The sequence below is a fragment of the Youhaiella tibetensis genome, assembly GCF_008000755.1.
GTDB classification, from domain to species: domain Bacteria; phylum Pseudomonadota; class Alphaproteobacteria; order Rhizobiales; family Devosiaceae; genus Paradevosia; species Paradevosia tibetensis.
The window spans coordinates 3485733-3506214 of the sequence record NZ_CP041690.1 but is presented as its reverse complement, the minus strand read 5'-3'; the positions used below and the strand labels follow the sequence as shown (position 1 = coordinate 3506214).

The window sequence follows — 20482 nt, the reverse complement described above, 5'->3', positions numbered from 1 at the left end:
ACCTTGGCGAAACCGGCTGGAAAGCTGCCCGTTACCGTGCTCACCGGCTTTCTCGGCGCGGGCAAGACGACGCTGCTCAACCACGTGTTGATGAACCGGGAAGGCCGACGGGTCGCGGTCATCGTCAACGACATGAGCCAGGTCAATATCGACGCCGACTTAGTCCGCGATGGCGGGGCGGACCTGTCGCGGACCGAGGAGACGCTTGTCGAACTCACCAATGGCTGCATCTGCTGCACCCTGCGCGAAGATCTGCTCGGGGAGGTAAGGCGGCTGGCCAGCGAGGGGCGGTTCGACTACCTGCTGATCGAGGCGACTGGCATTGCCGAGCCGCTTCCCATCGCTGCCACCTTCTCGTTCCGGGACATGATGGGCTCGGCGCTGGCCGATTTCGCGCGGTTGGACACCATGGTCACGGTGGTGGATGCCGCCAACCTTCTGGCCGACTATTCGGGAAGCGACCTGCTCAAGGATCGCGGCGAGGTGCGCGCCGCGGATGACGAGCGCACGATCATCGACCTTCTGGTCGAGCAGATCGAATTCGCGGACGTGGTGGTCATCAACAAGATTTCGAGCGTGCCGACGCAACGGCTCGACGAGGTGCGACGCATCGTGCGGGCACTCAACCCGGACGCGCGCGTCATCGAGACCGATTTCGGTGACGTGGAGATGGGCGAGGTGCTCGATACCGGGCTCTTCAGCGAGGCGAAGGCCGCCACCCATCCTCTCTGGCACAAGGAACTCTACAACCCAGAAGGGCATGTGCCCGAGACCGAGGAATACGGTATCGGCAGTTTCGTCTATCGCGCCCGAGCGCCCTTCCACCCGGAACGCTTTCTGGCGCTGGTCAAGCGCGGCTGGCCGGGCGTCATTCGCGCCAAGGGCCATTTCTGGGTGGCGACGCGCCCGGACTGGGCCGGTGTGCTCTCGATTGCGGGCGCGCAGAGCCGGTGCGAGGCCAAGGGCTATTGGTGGGCGGCGGTACCCAAGCACCAGTGGCCGCCCTATCCGCAGTTCCGCACGCTGCTCGACCGCTACTGGACCGAGCAATGGGGCGATCGCCGGCAGGAGCTGGTGTTCATCGGGACCGGACTCGATCGCGCGGCGATCACGGCATCGCTCGATGCGTGCCTCGTCGGCGCCCAGGGACAGTTCGAACCGGACAACTGGCGTGGGCTCGCCGATCCTTTGCCGGCCTGGCAGCAGCCCAACGCCCTCGCCCACATCCACAGCCAATCCCATCGAGGAGCAAACCATGCACGATGAACTCTATGCCGATGGTATCGGCGAAATCACGGTGACCGGCTCGATCGTCAGGATCAACCTGGTGAGCCTTTCCCCGACCGAAAAGGATGAAAAGGGCAACCCGCGCGCCGTGTTCCGGCAGCGCATTGTCATGCCCGTGGACGCCTTCGCCAACGCGGTGGACCTGATGCACAAGGCGCAGGCGGGGCTAGTGGAAGCGGGGGCCATCCGGCGCGTCAACGACGCGCCCGGCCAGACCGCAGAGGCGCCGGTCGCGCCCGAGGTAGCTGCGGCGCCTCCGGCTCCGAACGCTTCGCCCAACTTCAACTGACGGGTCGTCCTTCCCCCCGCGTAAGTCTTGTGGTCAGTCATGAGTGATACCTCCCATACCGGCGTCCATTGCCTCGCTTTCGTCGCCCGCCATCACGGGGTCGACATGGCCCCCGAGCGGCTGATCCACGACTACGCGCTGGGCGACCAGGCCGTCAGCAGCCGACAGATCCTTCGCATGGCCAAGGAAGGCGGGCTGAGGGCGCGCTCGGCGAGAATGGGATGGCGCGAACTGATCAAGCTGCGCGACGCCTATCCGGCGCTGGCGCTGCTCAATAACGGCAACTGGGTGATCATCGCCGGGCCGGGCGATGTGGTGGAGGGGGCCGAACCGGACGCAATCCGGGTGCTCGATCCGCTAGCCAAGCGCCCCGAACCGCTGCTGGTCAGCAAGGAGCAGTTCACCAGCCGCTGGAGCGGGGAGGTCATCTTCCTCAAGCGCACGTTCAAACTGGGCGATCCCGATCAACCCTTCGGCCTGCGCTGGTTCCTGCCCGAGATCTTCAAGCAGCGCCGGCTCTTCGGCGACGTGGCGATGGCGGCAATCGTGCTCTACGCGCTGGGGCTGGCCACGCCGATCTTTTTCCAGCTTGTCATCGACAAGGTCCTGATCCACGAGAGCTACGCGACCCTGGTGGTGCTCACCATCGGCATCGCTGCGGCGTTGGTGTTCGATGCGATCTTCACCTACCTGCGGCGCTACCTGCTGCTCTACGCCACCAATCGCATCGACATAAGGGTCGCCACCCGCACCTTCGGGCATCTGCTCAACCTGCCGATCGCGCTCTTCGAACAGGCTTCGGCCGGCGTGCTGGTCAAGCACATGCAGCAGACCGGGCGCATCCGGGAATTCCTGACGGGGCGGCTGTTCCTGACATTGCTCGATGGCCTGTCGCTCTTCGTCTTCCTGCCGGTGCTGCTGCTCTACAGCGTCAAGCTGACACTTGTCGTGGTGGGTTTTGCGCTTCTCGTCGGGGTGATCGTGCTGTTGCTCATCGGGCCCTTCCGTCGCCGCCTCAAGGACCTCTACAAGGCCGAGGGTGACCGGCAGGCGCTGCTGGTCGAAACGGTGCACGGCATGCGCACGGTCAAATCGCTGGCGCTCGAGCCGCGGCAGCGCAAGGTCTGGGACGACTATTCGGCCCAGGCGATCTCCGTGCGGTTCCAGGTCGACAAGATTTCCACCGCTGCCCAGGCGCTGACCTCGCTGGTCGAAAAGCTCATGAGCGTCGCCATCATCGGGCTGGGAGCGCTCGACGTCTTCAACGGGGCGATGACCATCGGCGCGCTGGTGGCCTTCAACATGCTCGCCGGCCGCGTCTCCGGCCCGCTCGTTCAGATCGTCACCATGGTGCACGAATACCAGGAGGTGGCGCTTTCCGTGCGTATGCTGGGCGAGGTGATGAACCGGCAGCCCGAGCAGTTCGGCCGTGGGCGCGGGCTGCGCCCGACGCTGACCGGGCGCATCGAGTTCGAGGATGTCTCGTTCCGCTACAGCGCCGACGGCGCGCCGGCGCTGGACAACGTCTCCTTCTCCATTCCCGCCGGCACCGTGTTCGGCATCGTGGGCAAGAGCGGGTCGGGCAAGACTACGGTCACGCGCCTCATCCAGGGGCTCTACCAGGTGCAGCAGGGGCTGGTGCGCATGGATGGGTTCGACAGCCGCGAGCTCGACCTTGTGCATCTGCGCAGCAGTATCGGGGTGGTGCTGCAGGACAATTTCCTGTTCCACGGCACGGTGCGCGAGAACATCGCGGCAGCACGCCCCGACGCGACATTCGAGGAAGTGGCTGAGGCCGCTCGGATGGCGGGCGCCGAGGAGTTCATCGAGCGCTTGCCGCGTGGCTATGACACCATGCTCGAGGAAAATGCCACCAACCTCTCAGGCGGGCAAAAGCAGCGACTGGCGATCGCGCGTGCGCTGATAACCGACCCGCGCCTGCTGATCTTCGATGAGGCCACCAGCGCCCTCGATCCGGAGAGCGAGGCCATCATCCGGCGTAACCTCGACCTGATCTCGAAGGGTCGCACGGTCATCATCGTCTCTCACCGGCTGTCCACGCTCACCGATGCCGACGCGATCCTCGTGATCGAACGCGGCCGGGTGGCCGATGTCGGCCGGCACGAACAGTTGCTCACACGCTGCGTCACCTACCGGCACCTGTGGAACCAGCAGACGAGGCAGGTCGCATGAGCCCCAAGGTGAACCAGGCAACCGCCAAGGCCGAAGAAACTTCACAGCCGGAGGCCGAGAAGGCCGCCCCGCGTAAGCGTGGCAAGCCGAAGGCCGTGCCGCCAGCAGGCGAAGTCAGCAAGCCGATCCATGTCATCTCCGAGTTCCAGAGCGATGCGGTGGAACTGGAGGAGCGGGTGCCGCCACGCGTGGCGCGAATGACGCTCTACACCATCACCGCGTTCCTCATCGCCACTGTGGTCTGGGCGTCGGTGTCCTCGATCGACGAGATCGTGGTGGCGCCGGGCAAGCTCGTGACCACGCAGCCGACGATCGTGGTGCAACCGATCGAGACCTCGATCATCCGCACCATCGACGTCAAGGCGGGCGATGTGGTCAAGGCGGGCCAGACGCTGGTGACATTCGATCCGACCTTCACACAGTCCGACGTGGACCAGCAGCGCTCGCGCCTGGCCGTGCTCGACGCCCAGGTGGCGCGGACGCAGGCTGAGCTCGACGGGGCCGACTATGCCAAGCTCGCCGGGCCGTCCGCAGAGGAGCAGTTGCAGGTCGAGCTCTTCGGGCAGCGGCAAGCCTATTACCAGGCGCAGTTGCAGAATTTCGACCAGCAGATCGCGGTGCAGAAGGCGGCAATCGATTCCAGCCAGACGCAGGCCGCTGTCCTCGCCAACCAATCCGAAACGCTGGCGCAGATCGAGTCGACCCGGCAGGCCCTCTACGACAAGCAGAATGGTTCGCTGCTCGACCTCCTCAACTCGCGCAATGCGCGGCTCGATGTCGATGCAACGCGGGCGCAGATCGCCGGCAGCGGAGCGGAGGCCGAGCACGCCGTGGCCAAGCTCGAGGCGGACCGCCAGGCTTTCATTCAGGACTATCGCCGCACGACCATGGAGCAGCTTGTCGACTTCCGCGGCAAGCGCGACGAGGCCGCCCAGGAGCTCAAGAAGATGGAGCTGCGGCGCAACATGGTGACGCTGACGGCTCCGGCCGACGCGGTGGTGCTCGAAATGGCGGCCAAATCCATCGGGTCGGTGGTGCGCGAGGCCGAGCCGGTCGTGACGCTGGTGCCGGTCGACGTGCCGCTCGAGGCCGAGGTTTCGGTCAATGCCCGCGACATCGGCCAGGTGGCGGTCAACGACGAGGCGCGCATCAAGCTCGATGCCTACCCGTTCCAGAAGTTCGGCACCGCCACCGGCACGATCCGTACGATGAGCCGGGACGCGTTCACACCCGATGCCGCCTCGGGCGCGCAGGGAGCGGCGGCGCTGCCCTATTTCAAGGCGCGGGTCCCGCTCGATGCGGCGAGCCTGGACACCAAGGAAGGTCCGATGCACCTGTTGCCGGGCATGACGGTTACCGCCGAAATCAAGGTTGGGACGCGCACGGTGATCTCGTACTTCCTCTACCCGCTGCTGCGCGGCCTCGACGACAGCATTCGCGAGCCGTGAGGGAGAATCAGTCCTGATCGATGAACCGCACCGCGCCGATATGGGGCAGGTTGCGGTTGCGCTGGGCGTAGTCGATGCCGTAGCCGACCACGAACTTGTCGGGGATTTCAAAGCCGATCCAGCGTGCCTTGACGTCCACTTCGCGGCGTGAAGGCTTGTCGAGCAGGGCACAGACCTCGATGCGCTTGGGGTGGCGCGTGTTGAGGATGTCGAGGACGTGGCTGAGGGTGTAGCCGGTGTCCACGATGTCTTCGACCAGCAGCACGTCGCGATGTTCGATCTCGCCGCGCAGGTCCTTGAGGATGCGCACTTCGCGGCTGGATTCGGTGGAGTTACCGTAGCTGGAGACTTCCAGGAAATCGACCTCCACCGGCAGGTCGAGTTCACGCACCAGGTCGGCAATGAAGATGAACGAGCCGCGCAGCAGGCCGACGACGACGAGCTTTTCGGTGTCGCTGTAGAACTCGGAAATTTCGCGGGCCAGGGCCTCCACGCGGGCTGCGATGGCCTTGGCCGAGATCAGTTCGTCGATCACGTAGTTCTTGGCAGTCATGTGGCTCGAGGCCCCCGAAAATGCGACGCGATTGCTATAAGGATTCGTGAGGCGAAGCGGAAGACTGCCCGGCGCAGGTTTTTGGTCGCAGCCACTAGTTGAGCGCTGCGTCCGCCGCCGCCTTCTGGTCGTCGGGCGCCTTGGGCACGATCCGCAGGAAGAGCTGCCCCAGCCGATCGAGATAGGTGAGGATCACCGGCACGACCACAAGCGTGAGCAGGGTCGAGCTGATGAGGCCGCCGATGACGGCATGGGCCATGGCAGCGGTCTGCGAACTGCCGGCGTGGAGACCGAGCGCCAGCGGCATCATGCCGAAGATCATGGCGAGCGTGGTCATGATGATGGGGCGGAAGCGGGTGCTGCCGGCCTCGATGAGGGACTCCACGAGCGGCATGCCGGCGGCGTGATGCTGGTTGGCGTTGTCCACCAGCAGGATGGCGTTCTTGACCACCAGGCCCATCAGCATGATGAAGCCGATGGCTGAGAACATGTTGAGGGTGGTGCCGCCGACGAGCAGGCCGATCAGCACGCCGATGATGGCGAGAGGCAGCGACATCATGATGGCGAGCGGCTGGATGAAGCTGCCGAACTGGGACGCAAGGACCAGGTAGATGAAGATGACCGCGAGCAGCAGCGCCGAGCCGGCGGCCGCTGCAGTGTCGCCCAGTTGCTGCACGTCGCCGCCCATCGAGATGCGGTAGCCCGTGGGCACCTGGATACCGGCGATGGCCTTGGCGACGTCGCTGCTGACTTCGCCCAGCGGGCGGTCAGATATGTTGGCGGTAACGCTGGCCTGGCGGGACAAATCCTCGCGCAGAATCTCGCTGGGGCCGACGGACTGGACGATTTCCGCGACCTGGTCGAGGCGCACGAGGGCAGTGCTGCTGGTTGCGCCAGTCTGCATGATGGGGAGGCCCGCGAGGGCCTCGACACTGTCGCGCGCGCCCTCGGGCAGGCGCACCACGACGTCGAAAGACCTGCCGTCCGGGGATGTCCAGTCGCTGACCTTCTCGCCCGATAGCAGCGGGCGCAGGGTCTGACTGATCTGCTGGAGGGTAACGCCTAGGTCGCTGGCCGCCTCGCGATTGACGCGGATCCCCAGGACCGGCTGGGCGGCCTGGAGATTGGATTCGACATCCGCCAGGCCCGGTATGTCCTTCACGCGGGCCATGACGGTGTCGGAAAGACGGCCGAGAACGGCCAGGTCGTCGCCGTAGATGTTGATCTGGATGGGCTTGGAGACCCCGCCCAGGCCGCTCGCCGCGCCGACCACGGCCTGCACGCCGGGGATGAAGGCCAGGCGCTGGCGCACCGGCTCGGTCATCTGGGTCGGGGTGCGATGGCGTTGTTCGGGCGGAACCATGGAAACCAGGATGCTGGCACGATTGTCCCCGGTCGAGTTGCCGGCATTGACGGTGGTGTAGGTGCGGATGACTTCGGGAAACTCGCGCAATGCGGCGGTGACCTGGTTGGCCTTGGTGGCGGTGTAGTCGATCGAGGACCCCACCGGGGTTTCGATATCGACCTGGAACTCGGAGTTGTCGGCCGGCGGTACGAACTCCACGCCAACCAGCGGCACCAGGAAGAGCGAGGCGATGAAAATGGCGCCCGCGGCCAGCAGCGTCACGATGCGGTGCCTCAGACACCATTTGAGGATGCTGCGGTAGCGATCCGCTATCCACATGAAGCCGCGATCGAAACGTTCGACGGCGCGCCCGACGGGGCCGCGCCTGGCGTTGGGGTGGGATGCTGGATCGTACCAGACGCTGGAGAGCATGGGGTCGAGCGTGAAGCTGACGAAGAGCGAGATCAGCACCGCGACCGAGACGGTGACGCCGAACTGGAGGAAGAAGCGTCCGAGAATGCCCTCCATGAAGGCCACCGGCAGGAAGACGGCGACGATCGACAGGGTGGTGGCGAGAACCGCCAGCCCGATTTCGTTGGTGCCGTCGAGCGCCGCCTGCCGGTGCGTCTTGCCCATGTGCAGGTGCCGCGTGATGTTCTCGCGCACGACGATAGCATCGTCGATGAGCAGGCCCACCGAGAGCGAAAGCGCCATCAGCGTCATCATGTTGAGGGTGAAGCCGAGGAAATAGAGGGCGGTCAGCGTGCCGATGATCGAAATGGGCAGGGTAAGCCCGGTAATGACGGTAGAGCGCCAGGAGTTGAGGAAAAGGAAGACGATGATGACGGCGAGGATGGCACCTTCGAGGATCGTCGATTGCACCGAGTGGAAGGATTCCTCGACCGCCACGGCATTGTCGCGCACCACACGGATGGTGACGTCGGGCGGCAACTCGTTCTTCTGGAGGTCATCGAGCGCCTGGCGGATGTCGCGCGCCACCCCGACCGTATTGGCGCCCTGGACCTTGACGATATCGACGGCAAGAGCGCGCTGGCCATCGAGCAGGGCGAGGCTCGAGGTGTCTGCCTGTCCATCTTCGATGGTCGCCACATCGCCCAGCCGTACGGGTTGGCCGCCACGTCGCGCGACGATGATCTTGAGGAAATCGTCCTCCTCCTCGATGGTCCCTTCCACCTGGATGGAGCGCACCTGAAGCGGATCGGTGATCGAGCCAGCCGGGACATTGCGATTGTCCTGCTGGAGCGCGGCGAGGATTTCGCCGACGCCGACGTCGAAGGCGCGCAGCCTGTCGGCATCGATGAGGATGTTGAGCTGGCGCGGCACGCCGCCGACGACAGTGGCGCGCCCGACCCCGGGGATGATCGAGAGGCGGCGTACGATCGTGTCTTCGGTGAGCGTGGTCAGGTCGCGCGCGGCGCGGGTGTCCGAACTCACGGCGATGGAGAGGACAGGCAACTCGGACGGGTCGAACCGGAGGACCTGGGGATTGTCGGCGCTGTCGGGCAGTGCCGCTTCGATGGCGGCGATCTTGTCGCGCACGTCCTGGGCGGCGACCGAGGAGGAAACCTCGAGCTTGAAGATGATGATGACCACCGATTGGCCCGGGTAGGAGCGCGACTGGATGGTGTCGATGCCGCTCACGGTGTTGACCGCGTCCTCGATCGGTTTGGTGATGTCGTTCTCCACCGCATCGGGCGATGCCCCCGCATAAGTGGTGAGAACGGCCACGACCGGCAGGTCGATATCAGGCAATTGTTCGATCGGCAGGCGCTGGTAGGAGTAGATGCCGAAGACGACTAGCGCCACCATGATCATGGCGGCGAATACCGGATGATTGACGCTGATGCGGGTGAGGAACATGGCGTCAGTTCCCCACGATGGTGACTGCAGTGCCCGGCTCGAGTTCGGGCAGGCGACCGGTCACGACGACGTCGCCCGGATTGAGGCCCGTCAGAATCTGGACGAGATTGCCGGTGGACCATTGCCGCCCCTTCTCGATGGGCTGGCGCACGAGCTTGGCGTCGACGACGGTGAGGACATATTCGCCCTGCTTGTCCTCGCGCAGGGCGGAGGAGGGTACCGCCAGGGCATCCTGGGCTTCATCGACCACGACGGATCCGGTGGTGAACATGCCCCCGCGGAATATGCCGTCGGGGTTTTCGAGCGTGAGGAAGACCGGGATCGAGCGCGTGTTCTCGATGGCGACCGGGCTAATGCGATCGACGCTGGCCGAGAAGGACTTGTCGGCAATGCCTTCGACGGTGAGGGTGGCCCGCTGGCCTTCCTTAAGGCTGGCGCTGTCGCTGAGCGGGGCGGTGGCCTGCACCTCCATGACCGACAGATCGACCAGGGTGACGAGGGGTGAGCCCGGCGTCACCGACTGACCGGGCTCGGCCGAGCGGCTGGCGATCACGCCGGCAAACGGAGCGGTTATGCTGGCGTTCTGGATGGCGCGCTGGGCGGTGTCGACCTGCGCCTGCAGGGCATCCACCTGGGCCGAGAGGGCGTCCACGTTCGCCTGGGCCGAATCGAGGCTGGCCTTGGATGCCGTGCCGCGCTCAAAGAGTGCCTGGGTGTTCTCGAGCTGGGAGCGGGCCAGGCTAAGCTGCGCCTTGGTCGCCTCCGAATTGGCGACCTGCTGGTTGAGCGTCAGGCGCAGGTCGCGGATGTCGATCTGGGCGATCACCTGGCCGGCAAGTACGGCATCACCGGTGCGCACATTGACGGTCTGGAGCTTACCGGAAACCTGCGGGGTGATGTCGGCGCGCCGTTCGGGCGCGAGTGTGCCGGTGACCTTGACGGTCTGCTCGAGCAGTTGCGGAACGAGCGTTGTGATCTCGACCTTGTTGAGCTCGAGCATCCGCTCGGTCTGGGCAGGGGCTACCGGCTGGGCCCTGTCCTTGAGGCGGAAATAGAGAGCCAGGGCCAATGCCAGGATGACGAGGATCAGGACGATCCATGGCCAGCGGCGCTTGGCGGGCGGAGGAGAGGAAGCCTCGTTGGTCGCACTCATCGGGATCGATTCCTCTCGAGGTTGATCGTCACGTACCTGGCACCAATCCCCATAGGTCAACACGGGGAACTGAAATTGTCGATAGAAATCCGCGCGCTAGAGATGAGAGCCGAAAAACGTCGGACCGGAGCGCTAGAACGTTCGGTCTATGGCCGCGCGCGGCAGGGGGTGGGACGCTTGGGCTCACGCCCAATCCAGGTACGACATGACCGACAGCGTCGCGGCCGAAGCGCCGCCCCATCGCAAGCAGGAAAGCAAGAGCTACGGCCAGATCCTGCGCTCGACGGCGGTGATCGGGGCGTCCTACCTGGCGGTGACGCTCATCTCCATCGTGCGCATGAAAGTGGTGGCGCTGCTGCTTGGTCCGGCAGGCGTCGGGTTGATGGGCATCTACAATCTCATTATCGACCTGGGCGGATCGGTCGCCTCGATGGGCGTGGCCTCCAGCGGGGTGCGCCAGATATCGGAGGCCAATGGGTCGGGAGACAGTCGGCGAATTGGCATGACCGTGGTCGCGGTCAAATGGCTCTCGGCGGCGCTTGCCGTAACGGGCGCTCTCGTCTTGATCGCCTTGAGCGTGCCAGTCTCCTGGCTCACCTTCGGGACGGATCTTCAAGCCATGGCGATAGCTGTCCTCGGCATCGGGGTGCTGTTCCGGGTCGTAGGGACGGCGCAGATCACGATCCTGCAAGGGTTGCGGCGGACGCGCGACCTGGCGCTGGCCAATATCGCCTCGACGCTCACCGGCGCAATCGCGACGGTCGCTTTCATCGCCTGGCTCGGCGAGAAGGGCATCGCGCCGGGCCTGATGCTGGGACTTGCCGCGACCTTCGTGACCGCCGTGCTGTTCTCGCGCCGGGTCAGCATCGCCCCGGTACCGCGACGAGAAGCCATTCGCGACCAGGCGCGGCCGCTCTTCCGCCTCGGCTTCGTCTTCATGACCAGTGCCTTGCTGACGACAGGTTCGGCCTACCTGATCCGCATCATCGTGCTGCATGCAGACGGGGTTCACGCCGCCGGACTCTACCAGTCCGCCTGGGGGATCGCCGCGCTTTATGCCGGGTTCGTGCTTCAGGCGATGGGAACGGATTTCTATCCGCGCGTCACGGAGGTGGCGAGCAACAACGCCGAGGTCAACCGGCTGGTCAACGAGCAGGCGCGGGTCAGCCTGCTGCTGGCGGGGCCGGGGGTCATCGCGACCATCTCGCTGGCGCCCCTCGTCCTATTGATCTTCTATTCGTCCGCGTTCGTGGAAGCGCAGGCCTTGCTGCGCTGGATCTGCCTCGGGATGATGTTGCGCGTCGTGGCCTGGCCGATGGGTTTCATCGTGCTTGCCAAGGGCGCTGAGCGTCCCTTCTTCTGGACCGAACTCGCCGCCGCCGCTGTGCAGGTGGGGCTGGCGGCAGTGCTGGTACCGTGGATCGGGGTCGATGGAGCCGGCCTTGCCTTTGTAGGCCTTTATGTCTGGCACACGGGCATCATCTACCTCGTGGCCAGGTCGCTGAGCGGGTTCCGCTGGAGCCATGGAAACGGCCTGCTGACGCTGGTCTACCTGGCTGCCACGGCCCTGGCGCTCGGCGGAAGCTTCCTCCTCGACTTCTGGCCGGCGACCGCCCTGGGCGTGATCCTGGCCGGAGCCACCGGCCTCTACTCGCTGCGCGAAGTGCTGCTCTTGGCGCCCGAGGTTGTTCCCAAGCCCCTCCGGCCCCTCATAGCCCGACTCGAGAAGCGCTGAACGGAAGCCTGTTGACAGGGGCGCACATCTGCATTCTCATGCCTGAGATCGATCCCACAGGGAAGCGGGCGGATGGTTACGATCAACGATGTCTCCAGGCGTGCCGGCGTATCGCGGTCGACCGTTTCACGGGTCATCGCGGACAATGGCTATGTCTCGGAGGCCAAGCGCAAGCTGATCGAAGCCGCGATCGCCGAACTGGGGTATCGGCCCAATACCATGGCGCGCGGCCTGCGCTCGAACCGGTCGAACATGATCGGGGGCGTCGTGGTGGACGTGGCGAGCCCCTTTTACGCCCAGATGGTCGGCGGCATGCAAAAGGCGGCGCGGGCAGCAGGCAAGAGCGTGCTCATCGCTTCCGGATACGCAGACCAAGCCGAGGAATCGCGGGCGATCATCGAATTGATCGACCGGTCCTGCGACGGGCTACTGCTCTATCTCGAAAACCCGATCCGCGAGGATGTGGCCGACATCATTCGCACATCGCGCACCCCGGTCGTCACTATTGGCGGGGACGAATATCCGGTGGCGCGGGCCGCGGTACGGATCGATAATTTCACCGGGGCGCTCGAGGCGATGCGGCTGCTTCTGGCCCAGGGGCACCGGCACATTGCCTATCTCTCCGGTGGCCTGATGTATCGCGATACGCGCGACCGCCTGCGCGGGATCAGGGCGGCCCTGCAAGAGAAGGGCCTGACGATCGACGACATCTATGTCGAGCATGGCGATTTCGAGGAGCGGTTCGGGGTAGCGGGCACGGAACGCCTCCTGGCCTCCGGCTTTCCGGTGACCGCCATCTTCGCGGGCGACGACGACGTGGCAGCGGGGGCGCTGCTGGCGCTCAAGAGCGCCGGCAAGCGTGTCCCCGAGGACATTTCGCTCATGGGGTTCGATGACAATTTCCATGCCCGCCATCTCACGCCAAGCCTGACGACTGTGCGCCAGCCCGTGGACGAGGCCGGTCGGGTGGCAGCGCAACTGTTGATCAAGATCCTTGCCGGGCAGGTGCCCGAGCAGGCGGAAATCACCATCGAGGCGCCGCTCATCCGGCGCGACAGCGTCGGGGCGCTTGTTTCGCCGCCGGGCAGAAAGGAGTTCGCGGGGTAGTTTCGGCGCGGGAAGGAAGGGAATCGTGACCGCGCGATTGCATGCATTTGATGGGATCGATCTCACACTGGGAGTGAAAGATGAGAGCGACAAAGCTGTTGCTGGTGGCGAGCCTGATGTCGGGTTGCGTCATGGTTTCGAGTGCGCAGGCCGAGGTGATCATACGCCTGGCGCCCGTCCACACGGACGCGATGATCGAGAACTACAATCCTTACAACCTGGCCGGTCCGCATGCCTATGTCCAGGACTTCGCCTATGAACCGCTCTGGATCTACAATGTCTGGCACCCGGAGAACGACTTTCCGGGCCTGGCAACCTCGTTCGAGGTGGCCCCGGACCTCAAGAGCGTGACCTACCATCTGCGCGAAGGCGAGAAGTGGTCGGACGGCGAGCCGTTCTCGGCCGATGACGTGGTCTTCACCTACAACTACGCCAAGGCGCACCGCGACTTTCCGGTCGGCTTCGATATCTACGATGCCGACAAGAATTCCGGGATCATCACCGATGTGGTGAAGGTGGACGACAACACCGTCCGGTTCGAATTGCAGCGGCCGGATTCGCTGGCGCATCTCAACATCGGCCCGGTCTTCCCGCTGCCCGAGCACATCTGGAAGGATGTCGCCGATCCGATGAACTATGCCAACCCCAAGGTGGTGGCGACCGGGCCCTTCACCGAAGTGCGCGATTTTTCGCGCAATTCGTTCAAGCTCTGCCGCAATCCGCTCTATCGCGACGCCGACAAGGTCAAGATCGACTGCATCGAGTATCCGCAGCTCTCGGACAACCTGCAGGTGATCGCCGCGATCACCAATGGCGACCTCGACTGGGCGACGGACGGCATCACCGATCCCGACATCACCTACACCTCCAAGAGTCCGGACAACCACTATTGGCTGCCGCCCGATGCCGGCACGAACCTGCAGCTCAACACCACCAAGGCGCCGTTCAACAATCTCGATTTCCGCAAGGCCATGAGCATGGCCATCGACCGCGATACGCTGGTCGAGATCGCGACCTTCGGGCTAACGACCCCGGCGCAATATCCCATCGGGGAGGGCATGTTCTATGCCAACTGGATCGATGAGAAGGTGCTCGAGCCCTACAAGTACCTGATGGAATACAACCCGGACGGGGCCAAGAAGATCCTCGACGATGCCGGGTTCCTCGACAAGGACGGCGATGGCTGGCGCGACAATCCAGACGGGACGCCGATCGACTTCAAGATGGCCGTTCCCGCCGGCTGGGACGACTGGGTGAATACGCTCCAGACGATCTCGGAAAATCTGCAGGACGTGGGCATCAACGCGCAGATGGAGACGCCCGAGGAAGGCGCCTGGTTCGACAATATCCCGACGGGCAATTTCGACGTCTACATCATGTGGACCAACCTCTCCTCGACGCCCTGGTTCACCTATTACTCGATGTTCAATCCGCGCTCGATGGTGCCGGGCCAGCTCAACGAGCAGGCGATGCACCAGATGCGCATTCCGGGCATCGAGGCGGACCTGGCCGACGTGAGCGCCACCGCGGACGAAGCCGTGCAGAAGGCCAAGATCACCGATGTGATGAAGCAGGTGGCCGAGAACCTGCCGGTGATCACGCTGTTCTCGAACCCGGCCTGGTACGAGTATTCTACGCGCAACTTCACCGGCTGGCCGGACAAGGACAATGCCTGGGCGCGGCCGAACAACCCGGCGGGCATCCATGAGCGGGTCAAGGTGCTGCTCAGCCTGGAACCGGTCCAGAAGTAACCTCCCCGGGGCGGGCGTTCGCGTCCGCCCCATCCCTGGAGACGGCGATGCGCTTTCTGTTACGGCGGTTGGGGTTCTATCTGGCGGCGTTCTTCGTGGCCATCACCCTCAACTTCTTCATTCCCCGGCTGATGCCGGGCGACCCGACGACGCGAATTTTCCTGGCCCTGCGCGGGAAGCTGCGACCCGACCAGATGGAGGCGCTCAAGAAGGCCTACGGGCTGGAAGGGTCGCTGCTCGACCAGTACCTGGGCTACCTCTGGAAGCTGGCGCATTTCGATTTCGGCGTCTCGACGGTCAATTTCCCCGAGCCGACCGCGAGCCTGCTCTTCTATGCGGCGGGCTGGACGCTGTTCCTGGTCGGGGTGGCCACAACCCTTTCCTTCGTGATCGGGATCAGCATGGGGATTTATGCCGCCTGGAACCGTGGCGGGTTCTTCGACAGCTTCTTCACCCCGATCAACGTGATGATGAACGCCTTCACCCCCGCCGTGGTAGCGCTGCTGCTCTGGTACGGGTTCACCATGGAATGGACGATCTTCCCGCTGGGGCGCGCCCATGACATCGGCCTGACGCCGGGCTGGGACCTGCCATCGGCCACCAGCATCGCCTGGCATGCGGTGCTGCCGGTGACTTCCATCGTGCTGGTCAGCTTCGGGGCCTGGCACCTGGGCATGCGCAACACCATGATCAACCTGGTCAACGAGGACTTCGTGGTGCTGGCCAAGGCCAAGGGGCTTTCGGACCGGCGCATCCGCTATCGCTATGCGGCCCGCAACGCCATCCTGCCGCAGATCACCTCTCTGGCGCTCTCGATCGGCTACATCTTTGGCGGCGCCTTCATCGCCGAGATCGTCTTCAACTATCCGGGGCTGGGCAAGTTCACGCTCAATGCCATCCAGACGCGCGACTACAGCTTCATCCAGGCGCAACTCATCCTGCTTACGGCCAGCGTCCTGATCGCCAACCTGGCCTCCGACATCCTCAACGTCATCTTCGACCCGCGCCTGAGGGCCGGGAGCCGGCACTAGGGAGCGCCCATGACCGAGATCACGCACGACTCCCCAGCCACTTCCGCAACCGGCCAACGCGTTCCGCGGCCCGGCGCCGCGCCGGCGCCTTCGCCGGACGAGCTGATGGCCGAACTCGGGGTGAGGCCCCGATCGCGTCTGCTGGGACGCCTGCCGACGGCCTGGCAGACGTTCTTCACCAACAAGAAGGGGGTGGCCGGGCTCCTCATCCTCGCCGTCTTCGTGCTGGCGGCGGCTCTGGCGCCGGTGCTTTCGCCCTACGATCCCTATCGCCGTGCCGGCAAGCCGCATGTGCAGCCGGGCGTTGAGCACTTCCTTGGCACCTCGCGACAGGGCAAGGACATCTTCAGCCAGCTGCTCGAAGGGGGACGGACGAGCCTGACGGTGGGGTTCGTGGCCGGGCTCAGCGCCACGCTGATCGGCGTCGCAATCGGCATTTCGGCCGGCTATTTCAGCGGGCGGACGGACGAGATTCTCACCTTCTTCGTCAACGTGTCCCTCGTGCTTCCAGCCCTGCCGCTCATCATCGTCTTCGCCTCGTTCGTAGAGGAGGCGAGCCCGACCGTGATCGGGCTTGTGCTTGCCTTTACGGGCTGGGGCTGGAGTGCGCGCACCATCCGCACCCAGACCCTGGCCATCAAGAACCGGGAGTTCGTGCTGGCGGCCGAACTGATGGGCGAACGCAAGTGGCGCATCGTGCTGCGCGAGATCCTGCCCAACATGTCCTCGTTCGTGGTGGGCGGGTTCGTGCTGGCGACCATCTATGCGATCCTTGCCGAAGCCGGGCTCGAGTTCATCGGGCTGGGCTCGCCCAGTTCGGTCACCTGGGGGACGATGCTCTATTGGGCCCAGCGCGCCCAGGCGCTGCAGACGGGCGCCTGGTGGGAGGTGTGGCCGCCGGCCTTCGCCATCATGATTACGGGCGCTGCGCTGGTGCTGGTCAACTTCGCGGTCGACGAGATTACCAGTCCGCAGCTGCGCGCAGCGCGCCTGGGCGGGCGCATCCGCAGGTTCCTCAAGCGCCGGGGGAGGTCCGTGGATGTCTTCTAACCTGATGGAAGTGCGCAACCTCACGGTCGACTATGTCGGGGAGGATTCCGTTGCCCGGGCCGTCAACGGCATAGACTTCGAGATCCGCGAGGGCGAGGCCTTCGGGCTGGCGGGCGAGAGCGGGTGCGGCAAGAGCACGGTGGCCTTCGCGCTGGCGCGGCTGACGCGCCTGCCGGGGCTGGTGACGGGCGGCTCGATCCGCTTCAAGGGCGAGGAGGTGCTCGGGTTCGAAAAGGAGCGTCTGCGCAAGTATCGCTGGCGCGAAGTCAGCTTCGTCTTCCAGAGCGCCATGAACGCGCTCAACCCGGTGATCCCGGTCTCCGAGCAGATCTGCGATACGATCTGGACGCACAACCCCAAGGCCAGTGCCGAAGAGGTGCGGGCGCGGGCGGTGGAAATGTTCGAACTCGTCGGCATTCCGCCGCGACGGCTCGATGATTATCCGCACCAGTTCTCGGGCGGGATGCGGCAGCGCATCTGCATTGCGATCGCGCTCTGCCTCAACCCGCGTCTCATCATCATGGACGAGCCGACGACGGCGCTCGACGTGGTCGTGCAGCGCGACATCATCGAGCAGATCGTCGAGCTCAAGTCGCGGCTGGGCTTCTCGGTGCTGTTCATCACCCATGACCTGGGCCTGATGATCGAGTTCTGCGACCGCATCGGCATCATGTATGCCGGGGAACTGGTGGAGGTGGCGCCCAGCGCCGCGATCCTCAACTCGCCCCAGCATCCCTATACCCGGGCGCTGGGGAATTCGTTCCCGCCACTCACCGGACCGCGCCAACGGCTCGAGGGCATCGCGGGGACGCCGCCGGCGCCGCGGGCCATGCCGCAGGGTTGCCGGTTCGCGCCGCGTTGCGCGCAGGCAATGCCCGTCTGTTCGCTGGTACCGCCCGAACTCAAGATCTATCCCGAGCGGGAGAGCGAGGCCGCATGTCACTTGCTGAAATGACGATGGCTCCACAGGCGGACGGTGAGGTGCTGGTCGAGATGCGCGATGTCGACATGGAGTTCGTGCTGGGCGGCGCGCTGGTCAACCGCCATGTTCTGCGGGCGCTCTCGGGCGTCTCGTTCAGCCTGCGGGCCGGCAGGGCGCTGGCGCTGGTGGGGGAATCGGGGTCCGGCAAGAGCACGTGCGCGCGTATCCTGGCCCGGGTCTACAAGCCGGCCAAAGGGCAGGTGACCTTCAAGGGCAACGACATCGATGGCTTCGAGGGGCGTGCGCTCGATGCCTATCGCGCTGACGTGCAGATGATCTTCCAGGATCCGTTCGGCTCGCTCAATCCGACCCAGACGATCGGCTATCACCTCGAACGCCCGTTGCGGCTGCACCGGCCGGACCTGCGGGGCAAGGCGATCGGCGAGGAGATCGAGGCGCTGCTGGCCCGCGTCGGCCTGACGCCGCCCGCCGATTTCGCGGTGCGGCGTCCGCACGAACTTTCGGGCGGGCAGCGGCAGCGCGTCGCCATCGCCCGGGCGCTCTCGGTCGAGCCGGCAGTGCTGCTGGCGGACGAGCCGACATCGATGCTCGACGTCTCGGTGCGGCTGGGCATCCTCAACCTGCTCGAGGACCTCAAGACCCAGCGTAACCTGGCCGCGCTCTACATCACCCACGACATCGCCACGGCGCGCTATTTCGCCGAGGAGACGGCGGTGCTCTATGCCGGGCACCTGGTCGAGCAGGGGCCGAGCGAGGTCATCACCTCGACGCCGGCCCATCCCTATACGCAGCTGCTCATCGAAGCGGTGCCGAACCCGGAGCGCAAGATCGTGCCGAGAGCCAGCCGGCGGGCGACCGATATCCCGATGTGGACGCCGGAGAGCCGAGGCTGCCCGTTCGTGGCGCGGTGTCCGCGCGCGACCGGGATCTGCCGCGAGGCCATGCCGGAGCCGACCGAGTTGGGGGCCGGGCACGTGGTGCGGTGTCACAACCTCTAGCTAGGGGCTCGATGGAGGCGGCTCGGTGCCGCTGATCATGTCGATGAAGATGGGATAGACGAAGGCGATATCCTGCTCTTCCTGGCGCGGGTCGATGATGTCGTGGGGCAGGCGCCTGTCGGCGGGCAGGTTCTCGACCTCGACCTCGCGACCCTTGGCGCGCCACGCTTCGGTGATCCGGTTGGCGAAGGCGTTGCTGACGGCCAGGTCCGCATCGTTGATGAGCATGGCCAGGCCCTGGGCCTTGGGGGCAGTGCTCTGGGCGCTCTCGTCGATGGCCTGGCCGAGCCGCATGATCTGGCCGAGGGCGTGGGTGGCGTAGCGCGGATAGGCGTAATCCATGGTCTGGGAAGGGAAGGGCTCGAGCGGGTTCCACCACACCATGATGTTGGGCAGGGCGAGCAGGAGGCTCGCGGCCGAGTGGGCGGCCCAGGTCGGGATCACATGCGGGCTGAAGAAGGGGGCAACCGAAATGGTGTTGCCGGCATCGGCCCGATACTGGGAGGCCCAGGCCGACATGACGCCGCCGGCCGAAAGCCCGGTTACGACCACCTCGTCGCCCAGTCCCTGGGCGATGTCGACCGATTCCATGGTGGTTTCGACGAGCTGCTCGGCGGTCATGTCGGCAAGGGCGAGGGTCAGCGGATCGGCCATGCCGTGGCCGGGGAGGCGCGGGATGAGGACGTTGTAGCCCAGGTCGAAGAGCTGGGCGCCCAGGACATCGGCCTGGGCCGGGCAGTTGGTGAGCCCGTGGTAGAAGATGACGACGCGCTTGACCTTCTGGCCGTGGGTGAGAAGCGTCGAGTGGCAGCGGGGGTGGAGGTCGAGCTGGGCTTCGCGCGCCTTGACCTGCTCGAAGGCGGCGATCGCCTCCTCGTAGCTTGCCGCCGGATGGCTCCTGGCGGGATCGAAGGTGAGAGGGGCGGTATCGAGCGGCCAGATCGAGGAGATTGAAAAGGTGCCGGCGAGAACGATCAGCAGGACCACGGCGACCGTGCCGGTGACGCGCAGGAGCGTGCGGAAGAAGCCGCGGCGATGGCGCGGGGCGTGACGTGCCCGCTCGACGGCATCGGGGAACTGGCGGCCCTCGGCCCAGCCGAGTGCGGCGCCCACGACCGAGAGCGCGATGATGGCGGCAAAGCCGGTGGTGAGGATGGTGAGGCCGGAGATCAGCAGGACGTGCTGGATGCGGTCGATGAAGGTGCCGGGGTCCGAGCCTTCCTCCCAGTTGCGCTGGAAGATCTCCGACAGGGCGATGACGACAGGGTAGGAGAAGACCGCGACATAGGTGCCGGCGACGGCGCCGCGCCAGGCCGTGAACATCTGCGGGCGCGACATCAGGCGCCACCAGACCAGGCAACCGGTCAGGAAGACGCCGGCAAAGAGCGTCGCCCAGGTTATCTCGCCTTCGTTGACCCCGAAGATGTCGCTGACCTGCAGGCCGACGAGCGGGGTGACGACGAGGCCCGCCAGGGCGAAGGCGAGGCCGGCTCCCAGGGTCCAGAGCATGTAACGCGGAGGCGGAGCAGGCTCGGCGGGGGCGCTGGTCATGGCTGGACTCCCTGATGACGCGGCCGAGTATAGGCATGGGAAATGCGAACTAGGAATAACGCTGTTGAAACCGGGGCTAAGCGGGCGGGAAGCCGTTATGCTGGTAACGGGCGTGGAATTCAGATATTTCAGTAGCCATATGTGCTTTGTCGAGAGCAGCCCACCCG

General features: G+C 65.3%; 15 protein-coding genes. 11 read left to right on the top strand and 4 right to left on the bottom strand.

The window, feature by feature from the left end; all coding sequences use genetic code 11:
* Window positions 1-3 precede the first annotated feature (3 nt).
* From FNA67_RS17175 to FNA67_RS17160, 4 genes are read left to right on the top strand one after another with little or no spacing between them, the layout of a single operon-like run.
* Entirely contained in the window at window positions 4-1266 is a 1263-nt protein-coding gene (locus FNA67_RS17175) for a GTP-binding protein (protein WP_244616378.1), read from the top strand.
* Window positions 1256-1576: a hypothetical protein gene (locus FNA67_RS17170; RefSeq protein ID WP_049706301.1), complete on the top strand. Its 321-nt coding sequence runs from the start codon at window positions 1256-1258 to the stop codon at window positions 1574-1576. The genes FNA67_RS17175 and FNA67_RS17170 overlap by 11 nt, the downstream gene beginning before the upstream one ends.
* 39 nt (window positions 1577-1615) lie before the next feature.
* A complete protein-coding gene (locus FNA67_RS17165) occupies window positions 1616-3769 on the top strand; it encodes a peptidase domain-containing ABC transporter (protein WP_147657182.1) in 2154 nt (717 codons plus the stop codon).
* Window positions 3766-5217, top strand: a complete 1452-nt coding sequence (locus FNA67_RS17160) for an HlyD family type I secretion periplasmic adaptor subunit (RefSeq protein ID WP_082202215.1) — start codon at window positions 3766-3768, stop codon at window positions 5215-5217. Before FNA67_RS17165 ends, FNA67_RS17160 begins: the two co-directional genes overlap by 4 nt.
* Before the next feature lie 7 nt (window positions 5218-5224).
* Here FNA67_RS17160 and hpt read toward each other — a convergent pair whose 3' ends face one another.
* The 3 genes from hpt to FNA67_RS17145 form a co-directional block, all read right to left on the bottom strand.
* Window positions 5225-5770 (bottom strand): hypoxanthine phosphoribosyltransferase, encoded by a 546-nt coding sequence (hpt, locus tag FNA67_RS17155; protein WP_049706299.1) that lies wholly within the window; start codon window positions 5768-5770, stop codon window positions 5225-5227.
* Between the two features lie 94 nt (window positions 5771-5864).
* On the bottom strand, window positions 5865-8996 hold the full coding sequence (locus FNA67_RS17150) for an efflux RND transporter permease subunit (protein WP_147657180.1): 3132 nt from the start codon (window positions 8994-8996) through the stop codon (window positions 5865-5867).
* Window positions 8997-9000: 4 nt separating this feature from the next.
* Entirely contained in the window at window positions 9001-10149 is a 1149-nt protein-coding gene (locus tag FNA67_RS17145; protein ID WP_147657178.1) for an efflux RND transporter periplasmic adaptor subunit, read from the bottom strand.
* 205 nt (window positions 10150-10354) lie between these two features.
* On the opposite strand from FNA67_RS17145, the gene FNA67_RS17140 reads away from it, so the two are divergent.
* The 7 genes from FNA67_RS17140 (at window position 10355) to FNA67_RS17110 (ending at window position 18764) form a co-directional block, all read left to right on the top strand.
* Entirely contained in the window at window positions 10355-11884 is a 1530-nt protein-coding gene (locus FNA67_RS17140) for an O-antigen translocase (protein WP_147657176.1), read from the top strand.
* Window positions 11885-11956: 72 nt separating this feature from the next.
* Window positions 11957-12991, top strand: coding sequence for a LacI family DNA-binding transcriptional regulator (locus FNA67_RS17135; protein ID WP_147657174.1), 1035 nt, complete (start codon window positions 11957-11959; stop codon window positions 12989-12991).
* Between the two features lie 80 nt (window positions 12992-13071).
* Window positions 13072-14742: an ABC transporter substrate-binding protein gene (locus tag FNA67_RS17130; RefSeq protein ID WP_147657172.1), complete on the top strand. Its 1671-nt coding sequence runs from the start codon at window positions 13072-13074 to the stop codon at window positions 14740-14742.
* A 47-nt stretch (window positions 14743-14789) separates the two neighbouring features.
* Entirely contained in the window at window positions 14790-15773 is a 984-nt protein-coding gene (locus FNA67_RS17125; protein WP_049706294.1) for an ABC transporter permease, read from the top strand.
* A gap of 9 nt (window positions 15774-15782) precedes the next feature.
* Window positions 15783-16823 (top strand): ABC transporter permease, encoded by a 1041-nt coding sequence (locus FNA67_RS17120; protein ID WP_244616377.1) that lies wholly within the window; start codon window positions 15783-15785, stop codon window positions 16821-16823.
* Window positions 16813-17778 carry an ABC transporter ATP-binding protein gene (locus tag FNA67_RS17115; protein ID WP_049706293.1) on the top strand — a complete coding sequence of 322 codons (966 nt, stop codon included), beginning with the start codon at window positions 16813-16815 and terminating at the stop codon, window positions 17776-17778. Before FNA67_RS17120 ends, FNA67_RS17115 begins: the two co-directional genes overlap by 11 nt.
* Window positions 17760-18764 (top strand): ABC transporter ATP-binding protein, encoded by a 1005-nt coding sequence (locus FNA67_RS17110; RefSeq protein ID WP_371874387.1) that lies wholly within the window; start codon window positions 17760-17762, stop codon window positions 18762-18764. Before FNA67_RS17115 ends, FNA67_RS17110 begins: the two co-directional genes overlap by 19 nt.
* On the opposite strand, the gene FNA67_RS17105 is transcribed toward FNA67_RS17110, so the two are convergent.
* Window positions 18765-20315: an alpha/beta hydrolase gene (locus FNA67_RS17105; protein ID WP_147657170.1), complete on the bottom strand. Its 1551-nt coding sequence runs from the start codon at window positions 20313-20315 to the stop codon at window positions 18765-18767.
* Window positions 20316-20482 lie beyond the last annotated feature (167 nt).

Coding starts and splice junctions, on each gene's coding strand:
- FNA67_RS17170 (WP_049706301.1), top strand. CDS start 1,256: ATGCACGATGAACTCTATGCCGATGGTATCGGCGAAATCACGGTGACC.
- FNA67_RS17165 (WP_147657182.1), top strand. CDS start 1,616: ATGAGTGATACCTCCCATACCGGCGTCCATTGCCTCGCTTTCGTCGCC.
- FNA67_RS17160 (WP_082202215.1), top strand. CDS start 3,766: ATGAGCCCCAAGGTGAACCAGGCAACCGCCAAGGCCGAAGAAACTTCA.
- hpt (WP_049706299.1), bottom strand. CDS start 5,770: ATGACTGCCAAGAACTACGTGATCGACGAACTGATCTCGGCCAAGGCC.
- FNA67_RS17150 (WP_147657180.1), bottom strand. CDS start 8,996: ATGTTCCTCACCCGCATCAGCGTCAATCATCCGGTATTCGCCGCCATG.
- FNA67_RS17145 (WP_147657178.1), bottom strand. CDS start 10,149: ATGAGTGCGACCAACGAGGCTTCCTCTCCTCCGCCCGCCAAGCGCCGC.
- FNA67_RS17140 (WP_147657176.1), top strand. CDS start 10,355: ATGACCGACAGCGTCGCGGCCGAAGCGCCGCCCCATCGCAAGCAGGAA.
- FNA67_RS17135 (WP_147657174.1), top strand. CDS start 11,957: ATGGTTACGATCAACGATGTCTCCAGGCGTGCCGGCGTATCGCGGTCG.
- FNA67_RS17130 (WP_147657172.1), top strand. CDS start 13,072: ATGAGAGCGACAAAGCTGTTGCTGGTGGCGAGCCTGATGTCGGGTTGC.
- FNA67_RS17125 (WP_049706294.1), top strand. CDS start 14,790: ATGCGCTTTCTGTTACGGCGGTTGGGGTTCTATCTGGCGGCGTTCTTC.
- FNA67_RS17120 (WP_244616377.1), top strand. CDS start 15,783: ATGACCGAGATCACGCACGACTCCCCAGCCACTTCCGCAACCGGCCAA.
- FNA67_RS17115 (WP_049706293.1), top strand. CDS start 16,813: ATGTCTTCTAACCTGATGGAAGTGCGCAACCTCACGGTCGACTATGTC.
- FNA67_RS17110 (WP_371874387.1), top strand. CDS start 17,760: ATGTCACTTGCTGAAATGACGATGGCTCCACAGGCGGACGGTGAGGTG.
- FNA67_RS17105 (WP_147657170.1), bottom strand. CDS start 20,315: ATGACCAGCGCCCCCGCCGAGCCTGCTCCGCCTCCGCGTTACATGCTC.